The organism is Pseudomonas serbiensis, assembly GCF_030580745.1.
Taxonomy (GTDB): domain Bacteria; phylum Pseudomonadota; class Gammaproteobacteria; order Pseudomonadales; family Pseudomonadaceae; genus Aquipseudomonas; species Aquipseudomonas serbiensis.
Genome location: NZ_JAUQOO010000007.1, coordinates 178442 through 194243, shown reverse-complemented (window position 1 = coordinate 194243; position 15802 = coordinate 178442). Strand labels below are relative to the sequence as shown.

Below are 15802 nucleotides of genomic sequence, written 5' to 3'. Positions count from 1 at the left end.
TCTGTGCGAAATTTAATACTTGTAGGGCCGATGGGGGCTGGTAAAAGCACCATCGGCCGTTTGCTTGCCAAAGAGCTGCGTCTACCGTTCAAGGATTCCGACAAGGAAATCGAGCTGCGCTCGGGTGCAAATATTCCGTGGATTTTCGACAAGGAAGGCGAACCGGGCTTTCGTGACCGCGAGCAGGCGATGATTGCGGAGTTGTGTGAAGCCGATGGCGTCGTTCTGGCGACGGGCGGCGGAGCCGTCATGCGCAGCGAAAACCGTCAGGCACTGCATGCCGGTGGGCGCGTGGTGTATCTGCATGCGTCGGTCGAGCAGCAGGTCGGACGCACCGCACGTGACCGTAATCGCCCATTGCTGCGCACCGCCGATCCGGCTCGTGTGTTGGGCGAGTTGCTGGCCATTCGTGACCCGCTGTATCGGGAAATCGCCGATCTGGTGGTTGAAACCGATGAACGGCCACCTCGTATGGTCGTTCTTGACATACTTGCCCGCCTGGCAGAGCTTCCTCCCCGTTAAAGCGCAGACGAAAATGCGCTATCCTCGGCGACCATCAAAACAGCGACAGTCATTTGCTGTCCTGGCGCACGAAAAAACATGCGCAATGCCCAATCGGTAATCAATGTGGGGACACATGCAGACACTTAAGGTCGAGCTTGGTGAGCGTAGCTACCCGATTCATATTGGCGAAGGCCTTCTGGACAAGCCGGAGCTTCTGATCCCGCATATCGTCGGGCGGCAGGTAGCTATCGTCTCCAATACCACGGTGGCTCCTCTTTATCTCGAGCGATTGACGCGCACCCTGGTGGGCTACAACGTTGTGTCAGTGGTGCTTCCCGATGGCGAGGCGTTCAAGAACTGGGAAACCCTGCAAACCATCTTCGATGGCCTGCTCACGGCACGGCATGATCGCCGCACGACAGTGATCGCCCTCGGTGGCGGTGTGATCGGCGACATGGCCGGGTTTGCTGCCGCCTGCTATCAGCGCGGCGTGAACTTCATCCAGATCCCGACCACCCTGCTGTCCCAGGTGGACTCGTCGGTGGGTGGCAAGACCGGCATCAACCACCCGCTGGGCAAGAACATGGTGGGTGCTTTCTATCAGCCGGGCGTCGTGCTGATCGATACCACCACCCTCAACACCCTGCCCGAGCGTGAACTGTCCGCGGGGCTGGCTGAAGTCATCAAGTACGGCCTGATCTGCGACGAGCCCTTCCTGACCTGGCTGGAAGATCATGTCGACCGGTTGCGTGGTCTTGACCAGAAAGCCCTGACCATCGCCATCGAGCGTTCGTGCGCCGCCAAGGCGCTGGTGGTCGGTGCCGATGAGCGCGAGTCCGGTGTAAGGGCAACCTTGAACCTGGGTCACACTTTCGGCCACGCCATCGAAACGCATATGGGCTATGGTGTCTGGCTGCATGGCGAGGCGGTTGCCGCCGGTACGGTCATGGCCCTGGAAATGTCTTCGCGTCTTGGCTGGATCACTACCCAGGAGCGCGATCGCGGTATTCGCCTGTTCCAGCGTGCCGGTTTGCCGGTTGTGCCGCCGCAGGACATGACGGAAAGCGATTTCCTTGAGCACATGGCGATCGACAAGAAAGTGATCGATGGTCGCCTGCGTCTGGTGCTTCTGCGTCAGATGGGTGAAGCGGTTATCACGGACGATTATCCAAAAGAAGTACTACAGGCCACTTTGGTTGCGGATTACCGCGCCCTGGTGGATCAGCTTAGAGGTTAACGGAAAACCCATGACTAGTTTGCATGCCGACGAGGCTTTCCTCGGCCATTATCAGTTGAGTCATGACCCCTTTGCAGCGCGGGTACCTGGCTTCAAATTTTTCCCTGCCCAGCGCAAGTCGGTGCTGGGTCAGCTCCATCATCTGGCCCGCTATAGCCAGTTGCTGCTTGCAGTGACCGGCCCTCAGGGCAGTGGCAAGACCCTGCTGCGTCAGGCTCTGGTGGCCAGCACCAACAAGCAGTCAGTGCAGAGTGTGGTCATTTCGGCGCGTGGCGCCAGTGATGCGGCAGGTGTACTGCAGCAGGTCGCGCAGGCGCTGATTGTCGCCCAGGCCGAAATGCAGGCGATTCTGGCGCAGGTCGTGCAACTCGCGCTGACCGGTCAGGAAGTCTATTTGCTGGTCGACGATGCGGAACAACTTGGCGATTCGGCGCTCGAAGCGTTGCTGGGGCTGGCCGCAGGCACGCCGGAAGGGCGTCCGCATGTGTTCCTGTTTGGCGAGCCGTCGCTGATCGACCGTCTCGATCAACTGTGCGCCGACCTGCAGGGTGATGTCGAAGGCGAGCGCTTTCATGTCATTGAGTTGCAACCTTATACCGAAGAAGAAACCCGGGAATATCTGGCTCAACGTCTGGAAGGTGCAGGGCAAGGAATCGCGTTGTTCACTGCCGAGCAGATTACCGATATCCATGAGCAGTCCGATGGCTGGCCTGGGAATATCAACCAGGTTGCCCGCGATTCAATGATCGAGGCGATGATCGCTAGTCGTACTGCGGTCAAACGCCCAAGTGTGGGGTTCAACATGCCGAAAAAACACGTACTGGCCCTGGGCGCAGTTGTCGTGGTCGCAGTGGCAGCCGCAGTGCTGATCCCTGGCCGTGGCGACAAGGCTGCCGCGCCAGCCAATGCTCCGGCCCAGGCGCAATTGCCGCTGGGACAGGGCACGCCAGCGAATCAACAATCCAATAATGGTGGTCCGGCAATCGAGTTCGCAGGTAACTCGCAGCCGATGCCTCTGCCGTTGGTGGGTAATTCGCAGCCTGTGATGCGCGGCCCTCTGGCCGAAGCGGCAGGTGCTGGTGACAGCGACGAGGATGCAGTGCCAATGGGCTCGCCAGCCCAGCCTGCCACTGTCACCACTACTGCGCCTCCTGCGGGCGCACAGGCCGGTGCGGTGCCTCGTTCTTCCATTCCGGCTCCTGTGGCTGCAACGCCTGTGGCACCGGCAGCCAGGCCTACGCCTGCTCCTGCGCCAGCCGCAGCGCCGACTCAGGTCGCAACGGCCAAGCCGGCACCGGCTGCTCCTGCTGCCAAGCCTGCTGAAAAACCAGCCGCTGCCGCTGCCAAACCGGCTGCTGGCGGTAACTGGTACAGCGGTCAGGCGCCGGGGCATTATGTCGTGCAGATCCTGGGCACCAGCTCGGAAGCGACAGCCCAGGCCTATGTTGCCGAGCAAGGTGGCGAGTACCGGTACTTCAAGAAAACATTGCAGGGCAAGCCCCTGTATGTAGTGACATACGGTAATTTTGCAGACCGCGCTGCTGCCCTTGCAGCCATCAAAGTCTTGCCAGCCAAGGTTCAGGCTGGTAAACCTTGGCCCCGTACTGTCGCCAGCATCCAACAGGAGCTGGGCGCCACTCGCTGAAGTCGCAGCGGCCTTATCCAGGCCGCTCACCCGGCAACCCTGATTTTACCTGCCTGGACGCGCCGTTTTTGGGCGGCGCGCCTTGCGGTGTCTGCGTTACAAACGCCATGACGTTTCGGTCGCTTCGGTCAGAATATTGAAAAATACTTTGACTAGCACGGTGTCCGCCTATAAAACCTTCATAAATGCGACATTAATTTTCGGCTTTTCGCCGTTAAATTTGTGGGCCTTTGTGTCGCTGTGTACAATGACCTCCGTTTTGCCTCTCCAAAGTCGGCGTACGTTCGACGTGACAGGTAATTGATTGAATTGAAAAGAAATATGCCTCGCATAGAGGCAGCCTGGTGAGAAAGTGTCTATGAAAGCAGGTCTATACCAACCAGATGAATTCAAGGATAACTGTGGCTTTGGCCTGATCGCTCATATGCAGGGCGAGCCCAGTCATCACCTGTTGCAGACGGCTATCCAGGCCCTGACCTGCATGACCCACCGTGGCGGTATCAACGCCGACGGCAAGACCGGTGACGGTTGTGGTCTGTTGATTCAGAAGCCCGATGCATTCCTGCGCGCTGTCGCCAAGGATCACTTTGGGGCCGATCTGCCCCGCCAATATGCCGTGGGCATGGTGTTCCTCAATCAGGACGACGCCAAGGCCGATATCGCTCGCGAGAACATGAATCGCGAAATCCTCGCCGAAGGCCTGACTCTGGTCGGCTGGCGTAAGGTGCCGGTCGATACCAGCGTATTGGGCCGTCTCGCTCTCGAACGTCTGCCCAAGATCGAACAGGTATTCATCGGTGGTGAAGGCCTGAGCGATCAGGAATTCGCTATCAAGCTGTTCAGTGCGCGTCGCCGTTCGTCGGTGGCCAACGCCGCTGATGCCGACCATTACGTCTGCAGCTTTTCGCACAAGACCATCATCTATAAAGGTCTGATGATGCCGCGCGACCTGACGGCATTCTTCCCGGACCTGAGCGACGAGCGCCTGCAAACCGCGATCTGCGTGTTCCACCAGCGCTTCTCGACCAACACCCTGCCGAAATGGCCGCTGGCGCAGCCGTTCCGCTTCCTCGCCCACAACGGCGAGATCAACACCATCACCGGCAACCGTAACTGGGCACAGGCGCGTCGCACCAAGTTCACCAACGATCTGATGGATCTGGAAGAACTCGGCCCGCTGGTCAACCGTGTCGGTTCCGACTCGTCGAGCATGGACAACATGCTTGAACTGATGGTCACCGGTGGTATCGACCTGTTCCGTGGTGTGCGGATGATCATTCCGCCAGCGTGGCAGAACGTCGAAACCATGGACCCCGATCTGCGGGCGTTCTATGAGTACAACTCCATGCACATGGAGCCGTGGGATGGTCCGGCCGGCGTCGTGATGACCGAAGGTCGCCATGCGGTCTGCCTGCTCGACCGTAACGGTCTGCGTCCGGCTCGCTGGGTCACGACGAAGAACGGCTACATCACCCTGGCGTCGGAAATCGGCGTATGGGACTACAAGCCTGAAGACGTCATTGCCAAGGGCCGTGTCGGTCCAGGGCAGATTTTCGCGGTGGATACCGAAACCGGTCAGATCCTCAACACCGACGCCATCGACAACCGCTTGAAGTCGCGTCATCCGTACAAGCAATGGCTGCGCAAGAACGCTCTGCGCATTCAGGCGACCATGGAAGACAACGACCACGGTTCGGCTTTCTATAACAGTGACCAGCTCAAGCAATACATGAAGATGTATCAGGTCACGTTTGAAGAGCGTGATCAGGTACTGCGCCCGCTGGGCGAGCAGGGCCAGGAAGCGGTCGGCTCCATGGGTGACGACACGCCAATGGCTGTGCTGTCGCGTCGTGTGCGTTCGCCATTCGACTACTTCCGCCAGCAGTTCGCGCAGGTGACCAACCCGCCGATCGACCCGCTGCGTGAAGCCATCGTCATGTCGCTGGAAATCTGCCTCGGTGCCGAGCGCAACATCTTCCAGGAGTCGCCTGAGCATGCCTCGCGTGTGATTCTCAGCTCGCCGGTCATTTCCCCGGCCAAGTGGCGTTCGCTGATGAACCTGGAGCGTCCAGGCTTCGAGCGTCACATCATCGACCTGAACTACGACGAAAACATCGGTCTGGAAGCGGCGATTCGCAACATCGCCGATCAGGCTGAAGAAGCCGTACGTGCCGGTCGCACACTGCTGGTGCTGAGCGACCGTCATATCGCTCCAGGCAAACTGCCTGCTCACGCTTCCCTGGCGGTCGGCGCGGTTCACCACCGTCTGACCGAAAAAGGGCTGCGTTGCGACAGTAACATCCTGGTCGAAACCGCAACGGCCCGTGACCCGCACCACTTTGCCGTGCTGATCGGTTTCGGTGCTTCGGCGGTCTATCCGTTCCTGGCCTATGAAGTGCTGGGCGACCTGATCCGTACCGGTGAAGTGCTGGGTGACCTTTACGAAGTCTTCAAGAACTACCGCAAAGGCATCACCAAGGGCCTGCTCAAGATTCTGTCGAAGATGGGTATCTCGACCGTTGCGTCATACCGTGGCGCGCAACTGTTCGAGGCCATCGGCCTGTCCGAGGAAGTCTGCGACGTCAGCTTCCGTGGCGTACCTAGCCGCCTGAAAGGCGCCCGTTTTGTCGATATCGAAGCCGAACAGAAGGCTCTGGCTGCCGAAGCCTGGAGCCCGCGCAAGCCGATTCAGCAAGGTGGCCTGCTCAAGTTCGTATTCGGTGGCGAGTACCACGCCTACAACCCGGACGTGGTCAGCACCCTGCAAGCTGCCGTGCAGCAGGGCGACTACAGCAAGTTCAAGGAATACACCACGCTGGTGGACAAGCGTCCGGTGTCGATGATTCGCGACCTGTTCCAGGTCAAGACCCTCGACCAGCCGCTGAGCATCGACGAAGTCGAGCCGCTGAGCGATATCCTCAAGCGTTTCGACTCTGCCGGGATTTCCCTCGGCGCGCTGTCGCCGGAAGCTCACGAAGCACTTGCCGAGGCGATGAACCGCCTGGGCGCTCGCTCCAACTCCGGTGAGGGCGGCGAAGATCCGTCGCGCTACGGCACCATCCGCAGCTCCAAGATCAAGCAGATCGCCACTGGCCGTTTCGGCGTGACGCCTGAATATCTGGTCAATGCCGATGTGTTGCAGATCAAGGTCGCTCAAGGCGCCAAGCCGGGTGAAGGCGGGCAACTGCCGGGCGGCAAGGTCAACGGCCTGATCGCCAAACTGCGCTATGCCGTACCGGGCGTGACCCTGATCTCGCCTCCGCCGCACCACGACATCTATTCCATCGAAGACTTGTCGCAGCTGATTTTCGACCTGAAACAGGTCAACCCGTCGGCGCTGGTTTCGGTCAAGCTGGTAGCAGAGGCAGGCGTTGGTACTATCGCCGCTGGCGTGGCCAAGGCCTATGCCGACCTGATCACCATTTCCGGCTACGACGGCGGCACAGGCGCTTCGCCTCTGACTTCGATCAAGTACGCCGGTGCGCCGTGGGAGCTTGGCCTGGCCGAGACTCACCAGACCCTGCGTGGCAACGACCTGCGCGGTAAGGTCCGGGTACAGACCGACGGTGGTCTGAAAACCGGTCTGGACGTGATCAAGGCCGCCATCCTCGGTGCTGAAAGCTTCGGCTTCGGTACTGCGCCGATGATCGCTCTTGGCTGCAAATACCTGCGTATCTGCCACCTGAACAACTGCGCCACCGGCGTAGCGACCCAGAACGACAAACTGCGCAAGGACCACTACATCGGCACCGTCGATATGGTGATCAACTTCTTCACGTACGTGGCTGAAGAAACCCGTGAATGGCTCGCCAAGCTGGGCGTGCGTTCCCTGGAAGAACTGATCGGTCGTACCGACCTGCTGGACATCCTGCCGGGCGAAACCGAGAAGCAGCAGCATCTGGACCTGACGCCTCTGCTGGGCAGCGACCACGTGCCTGCCGACAAGCCGCAGTTCAGCCTTGTGGACCGCAACCCGCCGTTCGACAAGGGCCTGCTGGCCGAGAAAATGGTGGAGATGGCCAAGCCGGCTATCGAATCCCTGAGTGGCGGTGAGTTCGAGCTGGATATCTGCAACTGCGACCGTTCCATTGGCGCGCGGATTTCCGGTGAAATCGCCAAGCTGCACGGCAACCAGGGCATGAACAAGGCACCGATCACTTTCCGTTTCAAAGGCACTGCCGGGCAGAGTTTCGGTGTGTGGAACGCCGGTGGCCTGAACATGTACCTGGAAGGCGATGCCAACGACTACGTCGGCAAAGGCATGACCGCTGGCAAGCTGGTGATCGTTCCGCCTAAAGGCAGCCCGTTCAAGACCAACGAAAGCGCCATCGTGGGCAACACCTGTCTGTACGGCGCGACTGGCGGCAAGCTGTTCGCCGCTGGTACTGCGGGTGAGCGTTTTGCTGTGCGTAACTCGGGTGCTCATGCAGTCGTGGAAGGCACTGGCGACCACTGCTGCGAATACATGACTGGCGGTTTCGTCTGCGTGCTGGGCAAGACCGGCTACAACTTCGGTTCCGGCATGACTGGCGGTTTTGCTTACGTGCTCGACCAGGACAACACCTTCGTTGACCAGGTCAACCATGAGCTGGTCGAGATTCAGCGCATCAGCGGCGAGGCGATGGAGGCTTATCGCACTCACCTGCAAAGCGTGCTGAACGAGTATGTCGCCGAAACCGACAGCGAGTGGGGTCGTAACCTGGCTGAAAACCTGGACGACTACCTGCGCCGTTTCTGGCTGGTCAAGCCCAAGGCTGCCAACCTGAAATCGCTGCTCTCCAGCACCCGGGCGAATCCGCAATAAACGTAGCTGCAAGCGGCAAGTTTCAAGCCGCAAGTTAACAGCAGTGCGCGAATTGCCTGCGATCATGATTCTTGCAGCTTCAGGCTTGTAGCTTGAGGCTGCCGTGTAGAGGTTCCAGAGTATGGCTGAACGTCTCAGTAACGACTTCCAGTTCATCGATGTCGGGCGTAAAGATCCGAAGAAGAAGCTGCTGCGCCAGCGCAAGAAAGAGTTCGTGGAGATCTACGAACCTTTCAAGCCCCAGCAGTCGGCCGATCAGGCTCACCGTTGCCTTGGTTGCGGTAACCCGTATTGCGAGTGGAAGTGCCCGGTACACAACTTCATCCCCAACTGGCTGAAACTGGTGTCCGAAGGCAATATCCTGGCGGCCGCCGAGCTGTCGCACCAGACCAATACCCTGCCGGAAGTCTGCGGCCGCGTATGTCCGCAAGACCGTCTGTGCGAGGGTGCCTGCACCCTCAATGACGGTTTTGGTGCCGTCACCATCGGTTCGGTCGAGAAGTACATCACCGACACGGCGTTCGCCATGGGCTGGCGTCCGGACATGTCCCGCGTCGTGCCGACCGGCAAGCGCGTCGCGATCATCGGCGCAGGCCCGGCTGGCCTGGGTTGTGCCGATGTTCTGGTACGTGGCGGCGTGACGCCGGTGGTCTTCGACAAGAACCCGGAAATCGGCGGTCTGCTGACCTTCGGTATTCCCGAGTTCAAGCTTGAGAAAAGCGTATTGAGCAATCGCCGTGAAGTGTTCACCGGCATGGGTATCGAGTTCCGCCTCAATACCGAAGTCGGCAAGGACGTCACCGTCGATCAACTGCTTGAAGAGTTCGATGCCGTGTTCATGGGTATGGGAACCTACACCTACATGAAGGGCGGTTTTGCCGGTGAAGAGCTGCCGGGCGTACACGATGCGCTCGACTTCCTGATTGCCAACGTCAACCGCAATCTGGGCTTCGAGAAGTCGCCGGAAGATTTCGTCGACATGAAAGGCAAGAAAGTTGTGGTTCTGGGCGGTGGTGACACCGCGATGGACTGCAACCGTACGTCGATCCGTCAGGGCGCCAAATCGGTGACTTGCGCTTATCGTCGCGACGAAGAAAACATGCCGGGTTCGCGCAAGGAAGTGAAGAACGCCAAGGAAGAGGGCGTGAAGTTCCTCTACAACCGCCAGCCAATCGCCATCGTTGGTGACGGCAAGGTTGAAGGTGTGAAAGTGGTCGAGACTCGCCTTGGCGAGCCTGACGCCCGCGGTCGCCGCAGCCCTGAGCCGATTCCGGGCTCCGAAGAAATCATCCCGGCAGATGCCGTGGTCATCGCTTTCGGTTTCCGTCCAAGCCCGGCGCCATGGTTCGAGCAGTTCGGCATCAACACCGACAGCCAGGGCCGCGTTATTGCCCCGGAACAGGCGAAATTCAAGCACCAGACCAGCAACCCGAAAATCTTCGCGGGCGGCGACATGGTGCGCGGCTCCGACCTCGTGGTCACCGCAATCTTTGAAGGCCGTAATGCGGCTGAAGGGATTCTGGATTATCTGGGCGTCTGATGGCGGCAGCTTCAAGTTGTAAGCTACAAGCTACAAGCTACAAGCGGTAAGCAAAGGCAGGCTTTTCTGCTTCTAGCTTGCCGCTTAAAGCTTGCAGCTTAAAGCTGATCACCCCAATAGAGAAAAGAAACGGCTCTTGCCGTGCCTTTTGTGTCGAGCTCTGAGAAAATGCCCGCACTTTTTTTGCGGATGCCGACATGACTGCCCTGAAGAACGACCGTTTCCTTCGTGCCCTGCTCAAGCAACCCGTAGACGTCACGCCTGTCTGGATGATGCGTCAGGCCGGTCGCTACTTGCCTGAATACCGCGCCAGCCGCGCCAGGGCGGGGGATTTCATGAGCCTGTGCAAGAACGCCGAATTCGCTTGTGAGGTCACGTTGCAGCCTCTGGATCGTTACCCGCTGGATGCTGCGATCCTGTTCTCCGATATCCTCACCGTTCCCGATGCAATGGGCCTGGGCCTGTATTTCGAGACGGGCGAAGGCCCACGCTTCAAGAAAACTGTCAGCACTCTGGCCGACATCGAAGCCCTGCCGATTCCCGATGCACAGCAAGACCTGGGTTATGTGATGAATGCGGTCAGCACCATCCGTCGCGAGCTTAATGGTCGCGTCCCGCTGATCGGTTTCTCTGGTAGCCCATGGACGCTGGCCACTTATATGGTCGAAGGCGGCTCCTCGAAAGACTTCCGCAAATCCAAGGCCATGCTTTATGAGTACCCGCAGGCCATGCACCTGCTGCTCGACAAGCTGGCGCAGTCGGTGACTTCGTACCTCAATGGCCAGATCCTGGCGGGCGCTCAGGCAGTGCAGATCTTCGATAGCTGGGGTGGCAGTCTGTCCGCAGCGGCTTATCAGGAGTTCTCGCTGGCCTATATGCGCAAGATCGTCAGTGGCCTGATTCGCGAGCACGACGGCCGCAAGGTTCCGGTCATTCTGTTCACCAAGGGTGGCGGTCTGTGGCTGGAAAGTATCGCCGATGCCGGCGCCGATGCACTGGGCCTGGACTGGACCTGCGACCTCGGCGAAGCCCGTCAGCGCGTTGGTAACAAGGTTGCGCTGCAAGGCAACATGGACCCGACCGTACTTTATGCACGCCCCGAAGCCATTCGCCAGGAAGTGGCCCGTATCCTGGCTAGCTACGGCAGCGGCACCGGCCACGTCTTCAACCTCGGCCACGGCATCACTCCTGAAGTCGACCCGGCCAATGCGGGCGCCTTTATTGAAGCCGTACATGAGCTTTCGGCGCAGTATCACCAGTAATTCGTTATTGCGGTCATGAAAACGCCCGGTTTTTGCCGGGCGTTTTCATGTGCAGGCATGCGGTTCGTTATTACGGCAGCAATTGCTCTGCATAACGTGCAATCACATGATCGAAGGCTATCTGTTTGTCATTGGTTGCCGAGCGTAGTGCGCTAACGATTTTCTGTAGCTCCATATCGCTGACATCATCCAGGAACTGGTCATCGAAGACTTTTCTTATGGCTGCCTGCCGTCGTTGGTTCAGGTAAGCGATATCAAGGGCAAGTTTCTCGATCATTTTTGCCGCTGCCAGGTCTGTGACGTGTGCTTCCTGAATTACGCCCGTCAGCAGGTAGCGGAAACGTTGCTCACAGTTTTTATCTGTTGGTGCGATGTGCAGGTTTTCATCGAACCAGTTGCTCTTGTGATGGCCGCAGTGCAGCGGGTTTCCCGGCTTGGTTTCTCGCAGGCAGGATGCATGGAGATTTTTATATTCCAGGGCCAGAGGGCCGTAATCCTCTTGTGGCCTGAAATGTTCGATGTGGCTGCTATCGAGGCCTATCTCTGTGCCGCAGTAACAGCAAAAGAAGTTTTGCTCTTCCAGCAAGCTGTTATGCAAATCCCGTTTTTGCGGGTTTTGCAGGATTGGGTAAGTGGGTGTCCAATCCTCGTTTGCGCTGGCCTTCCATTGGGTAAACGAAGCAGGTTCAGTTCCTTTGACTACACGCTTCATCGACCAATGATCTCCTTGCGCCTGAGCAACGCTTCAGCACCCGCATACTCGGGTAGGTCGGGTGCTTTTTTCTTTAGTGCCTTGAGTTGTTGCCTGGCCTTTTCGAGTTCGTTGTTTTCCAGAGAGGTAAACATCTCGTTGAGTAGCTCTTCGATCTCAGGCAGGCGCTGCTCTACGCCCATGACCTCCGCCAGGATGCTGCTGGAGTCCAGCCCATAGGTCACTCTTGGATGAGAGCTGTCGCCGTTATGCAGCAGAATGACTTCTTCTGGTTGCAGGCTGCCGATGACTTGGGGGGAATGGCTGGTGGCAATGAATTGCACTTTCGGGAACGCTTTTTTGAGCGTAGGGGCAATATTGCGTTGCCAGGCTGGGTGAAGGTGTATGTCCAACTCATCGATAATCACGATGCCATTGGTGTTCTCCAGAACATCTTTACCCATCTGTGGATTAAGGATGCACATCCGGCGCGCAATATCGGCTATCAGAGCAATCAAACTGCGCTGCCCATCACTCAGATCTTGGAACGGGACGGTCTTGCCTGGCCCCATATCTACTACCAGACTTTGCAGCCTCAAGTCATATCTGAGGTCGAGCGCATCTGGAAGTGCAAGCCGTATCGCCTTGTTCACCCACTTGAGTTCATCATCGGGCTCGCTGTTAGAGTGCGAGTCCAAGCGGTCCTGAAGACGTTCTAGGGTTCTGGCAATCAACCAGCTTTCAAAGTCGCGTAGATCGGCTACGGCGTCGAACCAGTTCAGGTAGCCATCGAAACGGGATATTTTCTGTTGTGCCGAAAACTCTGCCGATACGTTGGCGCTTTTCCACCGGCGATTGGCGCGATAAAAAGCCAGTACCGGTAGATCGATACGCTCACCCGCATTCCACTTGGAATGTACTTCTTCCATATGCTTGAGGAATGATGGGTTGATACCTGCTTCCCAGATATCAGCCAGCTTTATCGCTCCCCAGTCCGGAAGGCCAAAAATATCACCCTCGGCTTTTATGAAAACAGGAAGTTTGCGTTCAAACCGGCTTCGCCCTTCGTATTTATCAATAGCGAAGCGAACATCTTCGGCAGGTAAGTTATTTTCGTCACATCCCATCGAGTTGCCAAACGGCACAAGAGACACCGCCACCCCTTGCAACAACGACGTCTTCCCACTCCCATTGACCCCAACCACCAGGTTGAACCCCGGCTGGAAGTCAAAGCGGGCATCTTCGTAACAACGAAAATTCTGTAGGTGGAGATGGTCGAGGCGCATGCTGGTTTCCTTTACCAAGTCTGGCAGATGCGCCAGTGTACCTTGGCTTGCCGTGTCTGCCAGCGTTCAGTCTGTGTCTAGACCTTTGCCGCCAGCGGCTGCAACCTCGACAGCCGCAAGGCTACGCCCAGTGCGATCAGCAGCAGTGTGCCAATAAACAGCCCGATGCCATTCCAGCCTGCGTAATGCCAGAACACGCCACCGCCGGTTCCGGCCACGCTTGAGCCGGCGTAATAGCAGAACAGATACAGCGAAGTGGCCTGGCCTCTGGCTTTGACGGCTCTGCGCCCGACCCAACTGCTGGCGAGCGAATGAGCGCCGAAGAAGCCGAAGGTGAAGATCAAGACACCGACAATGATGACTGCCAGCGGGGTGAACAGGGTCAGGGCCAGGCCGATCAGCATCATGACGATCACTGCCCACAGCACTTTGCGCCGCCCCAGTCTGTCGCCCAGTGCGCCGATCTGTGCGGAGCTGTAGATACCCGACAGGTAAACCACCGAGAACACGCCCACCACCGCCTGGCTCAGGTTGTAGGGTTCGGTCAGCAGGCGATAGCCGATGTAGTTGAAGAGGGTGACGAACGCGCCCATCAGCAGAAAGGCGAGCAGAAACAGCAACGGCAGCCCGGCATCGCGAAATTGCACGACGAAGCCGTCCAGCAGGCTGCGCGGATGCAGCGAGCGGGGCTGGAAGTTGCGGGACTCGGGCAGGATTCTCCAGAACACAGCTGCTGCAATCAGTGCCATACCGCCGACCACCAGCATCGCGGTATGCCAGCTTACGTAATCGATCATCACCCCGGTAATCAGCCGTCCGCTCATGCCGCCGACCGCGCTGCCGCCGATATAAAGCCCCATGGCCAGACCAAGGTGCATCGGGTGGATTTCCTCGCTGAGGTAGGTCATCGCCACCGCCGCCAGCCCGCTGAGCGACAGGCCGACCAGAGCGCGGGTGATGAGTACGCCTTCCCAGCTGGGCATCAGGGCGCTGGCAATGGTCGAGATGGCTGCGCAGAACAGCGCCAGCACCATCACTGGCTTGCGTCCCAGCCGGTCGGAAATCGGTCCGGTGATCAACAGGCCAATGGCGAGCATCGCCGTCGCAACCGACAGGATCAGGCTGCTTTGCGCTGCATTGATCGAGAACTCCAGGGACAACAGCGGCATCATCGGTTGCACGCAATACAACAGGGCGAAGGTTGCGAATCCACCAGCGAACAGTGCCAGCACCGTTCTTGTGAACGCCGGTGTGTTCTTTTCGATATAGCTGTCGCCTGCGGCAGCTGTGGGCTGTTGTTCAGTGGAGAGCGGGGCAACGGCAGGGTTCACGATGGACCTCGGGGGTGCGGCAGGCATGTAATGAAAAAAGCATATAGCGCTGAAATCATTCAATCCAATATATTGTTCGACCTGTTTGATATGTAAAACGACTTGATCGGAGGCCGCATGGAATTGCGCCATTTGCGTTACTTCATCGCGGTTGCCGAAGAGCTGCATTTCGGACGTGCCGCTCAAGTGCTGGGTATTTCCCAGCCACCGCTGAGCCAGCAGATTCAGACGCTGGAGCAGGAGCTTGGCGCGCGCTTGTTCGATCGCACCAACCGACGGGTGCAACTGAGCGAGGCGGGGCGGCTGTTTCTCGAAGAGGCTCGTGGCGTACTGGCGCAGGTCGACAAGGCCGCCGATGTGGCGCGCCGGGCGCAACTGGGTGAGCTTGGGGAGTTGAAAATCGGTTTCACGGCCTCTGCACCTTTTACGTCCAGCATCCCGCAGGCGATCTTCGCCTTTCGCCAGACCTACCCGGCTGTACACCTGGCCTTGAAGGAAATGACCAGCAAGGATGTGTCCGAGCAACTGGAGGACAAGTCGATACAGGTCGGCATCATGCGTCCGCTTGCCTTGCCGGATTCATTGGTGTCTTTCGAGCTGCTGCGTGAACCGCTGGTAGCGATCATGCGTTCAGACCATCCTTTGGCCGCGGGCAGCGAGCAGGGGCTTTATATGTCGGAGCTGGCTGCCGAGCCGTTCGTGTTTTTCCCTCGTACTTACGGCAGCGGTTTGTACGCTCAGATACTGGAGCTGGCGCGAGAAGCCGGTTTCAGCCCCTTGATTACCCAGGAGGCTGGAGAGGTAATGACCATCATCGGGCTGGTGGCAGCCGGTCTGGGTGTAACGGTTCTGCCCGCTCCCTATCAGCGAATGCGCATCGAAGGCGTGGTCTATAGAACCTTGCTGGACCCGGCGGCAACCAGCGCGGTGTGGCTGGTACAGAGAAAGGATGAACAGTCACCAATGGCCAAGGCGTTCTTTGAACTGGTGACTGGCCGGTAGATACCGTCTTGCCCCGTCGCGGGCAAGCCCCCTCCCACAAGGATTTGCGTTCATCCTGCGCCAGATCATCACGTCGTCATTGACGATGCCCCGCATTGAAGTCCTGGATGCCTGGATTGATCGACAGCTCCTTGAGGATTCTTTCACGCAGCAGGTTGATCCAGCGGTTGTAGTTACGGTGGATCTGGCCGTCCTTGTAATCCAGGCCGGTACTGCTGCGGTAGTCGATTTCAAACGAGGTCGGGGTGTACGGAATATCGACTTCGGCATGATGACGGCCCCGCACGGTGATAGCGGCCTTGATCATCCCCGGTTTGACCGATTGCACGACCCATTGGCGGTCATTGAGTGCAGTAACGATTGCACGGCTCATCTGCTCGTTGCTGAAACCCATCTCGCTGGCGAAGTTTTCCTTGGCGTTGTACACCGGCTTGCTGGTACAGCCCCCGAGCAGCAAGGCCAAGGCCATCAAGGCGACGATGCGGTGGATCAGATTCATT

At 58.4% G+C, this 15802-nt stretch carries 11 protein-coding genes; 7 read left to right on the top strand and 4 right to left on the bottom strand.

The window, feature by feature from the left end; all coding sequences use genetic code 11:
• The first annotated feature begins 3 nt into the window (after positions 1 to 3).
• From aroK to hemE, 6 genes are all read left to right on the top strand, one after another.
• A complete protein-coding gene (aroK, locus tag Q6A51_RS11645; protein WP_095067284.1) occupies positions 4 to 522 on the top strand; it encodes a shikimate kinase AroK in 519 nt (172 codons plus the stop codon).
• Between the two features lie 115 nt (positions 523 to 637).
• The gene (gene aroB, locus Q6A51_RS11640; RefSeq protein ID WP_201001476.1) at positions 638 to 1741 is read left to right on the top strand and encodes a 3-dehydroquinate synthase; all 1104 of its coding nucleotides are present in this window, start codon (positions 638 to 640) and stop codon (positions 1739 to 1741) included.
• A 10-nt stretch (positions 1742 to 1751) separates the two neighbouring features.
• Positions 1752 to 3386, top strand: coding sequence for an AAA family ATPase (locus Q6A51_RS11635; RefSeq protein ID WP_304574851.1), 1635 nt, complete (start codon positions 1752 to 1754; stop codon positions 3384 to 3386).
• Positions 3387 to 3744: 358 nt separating this feature from the next.
• A complete protein-coding gene (gene gltB / locus Q6A51_RS11630) occupies positions 3745 to 8190 on the top strand; it encodes a glutamate synthase large subunit (protein WP_304574850.1) in 4446 nt (1481 codons plus the stop codon).
• 121 nt (positions 8191 to 8311) lie between these two features.
• Entirely contained in the window at positions 8312 to 9730 is a 1419-nt protein-coding gene (locus Q6A51_RS11625) for an FAD-dependent oxidoreductase (protein ID WP_201018315.1), read from the top strand.
• Between the two features lie 197 nt (positions 9731 to 9927).
• A complete protein-coding gene (gene hemE / locus Q6A51_RS11620) occupies positions 9928 to 10992 on the top strand; it encodes a uroporphyrinogen decarboxylase (protein WP_304574849.1) in 1065 nt (354 codons plus the stop codon).
• 70 nt (positions 10993 to 11062) lie between these two features.
• On the opposite strand, the gene Q6A51_RS11615 is transcribed toward hemE, so the two are convergent.
• From Q6A51_RS11615 to Q6A51_RS11605, 3 genes are all read right to left on the bottom strand, one after another.
• Positions 11063 to 11704, bottom strand: coding sequence for a retron system putative HNH endonuclease (locus Q6A51_RS11615; RefSeq protein WP_201018313.1), 642 nt, complete (start codon positions 11702 to 11704; stop codon positions 11063 to 11065).
• Positions 11701 to 12969, bottom strand: coding sequence for an AAA family ATPase (locus Q6A51_RS11610; RefSeq protein WP_201018312.1), 1269 nt, complete (start codon positions 12967 to 12969; stop codon positions 11701 to 11703). Before Q6A51_RS11610 ends, Q6A51_RS11615 begins: the two co-directional genes overlap by 4 nt.
• Positions 12970 to 13046: 77 nt before the next feature.
• Positions 13047 to 14300 (bottom strand): MFS transporter, encoded by a 1254-nt coding sequence (locus Q6A51_RS11605; RefSeq protein WP_304574848.1) that lies wholly within the window; start codon positions 14298 to 14300, stop codon positions 13047 to 13049.
• Between the two features lie 117 nt (positions 14301 to 14417).
• On the opposite strand from Q6A51_RS11605, the gene Q6A51_RS11600 reads away from it, so the two are divergent.
• Positions 14418 to 15302: a LysR family transcriptional regulator gene (locus Q6A51_RS11600; protein ID WP_201018310.1), complete on the top strand. Its 885-nt coding sequence runs from the start codon at positions 14418 to 14420 to the stop codon at positions 15300 to 15302.
• A 76-nt stretch (positions 15303 to 15378) separates the two neighbouring features.
• Here the strand turns inward: Q6A51_RS11600 and Q6A51_RS11595 are convergent, their stop codons facing one another.
• A complete protein-coding gene (locus Q6A51_RS11595) occupies positions 15379 to 15801 on the bottom strand; it encodes a hypothetical protein (protein ID WP_201018309.1) in 423 nt (140 codons plus the stop codon).
• Between the last annotated feature and the right edge of the window lies 1 nt (position 15802).